3 protein-coding genes and 2 tRNA genes are annotated in these 3,065 nt (G+C 55.7%); 4 read left to right on the top strand and 1 reads right to left on the bottom strand.

Going from position 1 to position 3,065, the window contains the following annotated elements; genetic code table 11:
- The first annotated feature begins 198 nt into the window (after positions 1-198).
- Both E1297_RS03295 and E1297_RS03290 read left to right on the top strand, forming a co-directional pair.
- A tRNA-Pro gene (locus E1297_RS03295) sits at positions 199-275 on the top strand.
- A gap of 573 nt (positions 276-848) precedes the next feature.
- Complete coding sequence (locus E1297_RS03290; RefSeq protein WP_155133835.1) at positions 849-1,559, top strand: hypothetical protein; 711 nt, start codon at positions 849-851, stop codon at positions 1,557-1,559.
- Here the strand turns inward: E1297_RS03290 and E1297_RS03285 are convergent.
- Positions 1,525-2,028 carry a hypothetical protein gene (locus E1297_RS03285; protein WP_196223170.1) on the bottom strand — a complete coding sequence of 168 codons (504 nt, stop codon included), beginning with the start codon at positions 2,026-2,028 and terminating at the stop codon, positions 1,525-1,527. The genes E1297_RS03290 and E1297_RS03285 overlap by 35 nt on opposite strands.
- A 295-nt stretch (positions 2,029-2,323) precedes the next feature.
- Between E1297_RS03285 and E1297_RS03280 the strand changes: the two genes are divergently transcribed.
- Together E1297_RS03280 and E1297_RS03275 are read left to right on the top strand one after the other, a co-directional pair.
- Entirely contained in the window at positions 2,324-2,629 is a 306-nt protein-coding gene (locus E1297_RS03280) for an ETC complex I subunit (protein ID WP_155133833.1), read from the top strand.
- A 72-nt stretch (positions 2,630-2,701) separates the two neighbouring features.
- Positions 2,702-2,778, top strand: a tRNA-Arg gene (locus E1297_RS03275).
- Positions 2,779-3,065: the final 287 nt, after the last annotated feature.

Genomic DNA, 3,065 nt, shown 5'->3' with positions numbered 1-3,065 from the left:
ACCTGCCCGTCATAAAGGCCGGGTTTACGGAACGGACACTAGGGGGGGCGGACAGGGGCAGGGAACAGGATATGAACATCCTTCGGGACTATTTCGGGACTCTTTTGCTCCCGGCTGTCCACAGCTGGATTGTTTTCCGGTTTTGTTCTCACTTGACGCAGGCTGCCTGTGCCGTTAAATCCGCACAAATCAACTGCTCGGGGTATAGCGCAGCCTGGTAGCGCATCTGGTTTGGGACCAGAGGGTCGCAAGTTCGAATCTTGCTGCCCCGACCACTTTCTCACTCTTTGAATTTTCCGGCGCGAAGCGTGTTGCTCGTCTTCCTTGAAGCGCGGCTCTTGTCGGCTGTCCTGCGCAGCTTTCAACGCGGTGTCCGGGCGGGGTGGATCTGCCGGGCGGATAACGGGTAGTGCCTTCCGTAGCTTTGTTCGGCAAGAAAAGAGGGCGGTCCATCCGTAAAAGTGCTGCTGCTTTTCGGGTCTCCATTTTCATTTGCCGCAGGTCTTCAGCTAACCTTTGATGTCTCGTGGTCGAGGGAGTCAGAGCCTGCCCGGTTTCACAGGTCCCGGTCCAGAAAGTCAGTAATAAATGTCTGGGCAATTCGGTGGCTGACAGGAGGGTGCCGTGCTTTCGATTGTTGCAATTTCAAGGTGTTAAAAACCTCTAATCGCGCTATGGTGATTTGATTGGCAAGAGACGTGCGCGGTTTTGGTGGAATATGAGAGATTGAAAGTGCGTTTTCTGGTGAAGACCTTTGTTGACCACAACGTAAAGCTTCAAAATATGCGCGGATTTGATCACACTATTTGTGTTTTATGAAGCTTATGTCAGAAGAACGGTGACCGCCCATGTATATGGAACACACCACTGATACGACGTTGATTGTCACATCCGCGCTGGCAAAACTGAAGGGGCGGATCGAGGGTGAGGGACTGACCCTGCGTGAGAGTACCGATTTTCCGGAATTCGAAAAAACCATTCGCGCGACCGCGGACCGGTACCTGATGGAGGATTTTTCAAGCCGTTTTTTTGACCTTCATGGCTCCATGGCCTTCTGGATTGGTGCATGGGACAAGTCCGGCATGCCGGTGTCCGTTCAGGCGGCCAAGGTCGAGGAATTGAGTGACCGGAGTCTTGCGGAACATTGGAGGCAGCAGCATCGGCGGATTTTTGTCGACCCTTGCGCGCAGGCCGAGCTTGGTCATGAGCATGCCAGCGATGCCTATGCCATGAGGGGGCGGATCGTCTATCATGGGAACCTGTGGCTGCGCGGTGACATGCGCGGCAAGGGGCTTGCCGAAGCCTTGACGCAAATGGGGTTCCTGGTGTCCCTTCTGAAGTGGTCACCGGACTATCTCTATGGATTGATGGCTGAGAAGAGTGCCCTGAAGGGCTTCGGTCTCAGGGTTGGGTATCGCCGATTCGCGCCGCGGGGAACGCACTGGGTCACGCCACCTGCGCATATCCGGCCGGATGACTGGCTTGTCTATTCGACCCGTTCCGATTTGATTGTGCTGGCCAAGTCTATTCTTGCCGAAGCCGGTGCAGATCCTGAATAACCCCGAAATAGGTACAGAACCTCCGGTTTGAGTGTGGCGAGGGCTTCAGGGTCAGGATCAGGCGCTCGAAAGCGATATCGACGCTGGCGCCCTGAAAGTGCAGCGTGGTTCTGGCGTAGCCATAGTAGGGCTTTCCGGCGAGGGCGGCCCGGTAACCGTCGGCGGATGCAAACTCCAGCTCCGGGTCAGGCGTCCGCAGGGCTTCGCCTTGCTGGTGTGCCCAGTCATCACCAAAAAGCAGACGCTGGCTGGAGCGCCGGCCCACGTAAAAGATTGGCGGCGGCCCGCAGTTTTCCAGCTTGTCGGAGCACAGGCTCAGATACGGCATGAAATCGCGCATTTTTTCCGTCACGATGCCGGATGAGGACATCATGTTCTCGTAAAACAGCGATAACTTTGGATCGGCAATGCCCTTTTCAATGGCTTTCGGGCCAAGTTCTGTAAAAATAGGGCGGTTGATCGTGAGCACGGCGATGGGTTGCCTTTCACTGCTGCGTTACGTCTGCTTCGAATGCACTCAACGGCTGTTGTATTTTAGCTTATAACTCTTTGCGTGTCTCTAGCCGTAACGCTCCTTGGGTGTATTTTATTAAACATGCACTCAGGATCAGGGGTTGTATAGATGTCTGGTTTGTCATGCGTAGAACTCTGGGGGCATTGGCCGTCTGTCTCGCATCCTTCCTGGTGAAAACGTCAAAAAACATGGACCACCGCCGTCCTGTTTGATAAACAGCGCGCAACAGGAACTGATGAGGATCGGCAGGATGGTGGCCCGTATTTATCGGCCGGCTAAGACGGCCATGCAATCTGGCAAGGCAAAGACCCACCGTTGGGTCCTTGACTACGAACCGGAAGTGCCGCGCTCCGTCGAGCCCTTGATGGGATATACATCGTCATCGGACATGAAGAGTCAGGTCCGGCTGTATTTCGATACCAGGGAAGAGGCCATCGAATACGCGCGGCGCAACAAGATCCCGCATCGCGTCGAGGCCGCGCGCGAGCGCAAGGTGCGCGGCGCATCCTATTCCGACAATTTCAAGTTTGATCGGGTCTCTCCCTGGACCCATTAACGTCCGACGCCGGCAGCCGGTGACGTTACCGTGCCGCTCCTGTCAGAAATAAGTGTGCGAAAAGCACACTCAGGCCCCGTAGCTCAGCTGGATAGAGCACTCGCCTTCTAAGCGAATGGTCGCAGGTTCGAATCCTGCCGGGGTCGCCACTTTTTTATGTAATTGTTTTTGTTGGGTTTATGCCTCGTTCCCCCGCGCCTAAGCGCAGGGTGCGGCAAAATCTGTTCTCGTTTCGGTCCAAAATGCTGCCTTGTTCGAGGCCGATTTTCCTGCGGCTGGCCGCCTCGGTGTAAAGGGTGGTTATGTCCTCGGATGTTCACCCGAAGATCGCCATCATCATCCTGTTTGCACTGCTCGGGCCGCGCTTCCGGCGGACAGCAGCTGGGCGCTCCGTGACGATCATTTGAGGGTGAGCGTCCGGCGAACCCGACCTGCC

It is taken from the genome of Roseibium sp. RKSG952 (assembly GCF_009711355.1).
The sequence above is the reverse complement of the archived record's forward strand: the minus strand, read 5'-3'. Positions and strand labels throughout refer to the sequence as shown.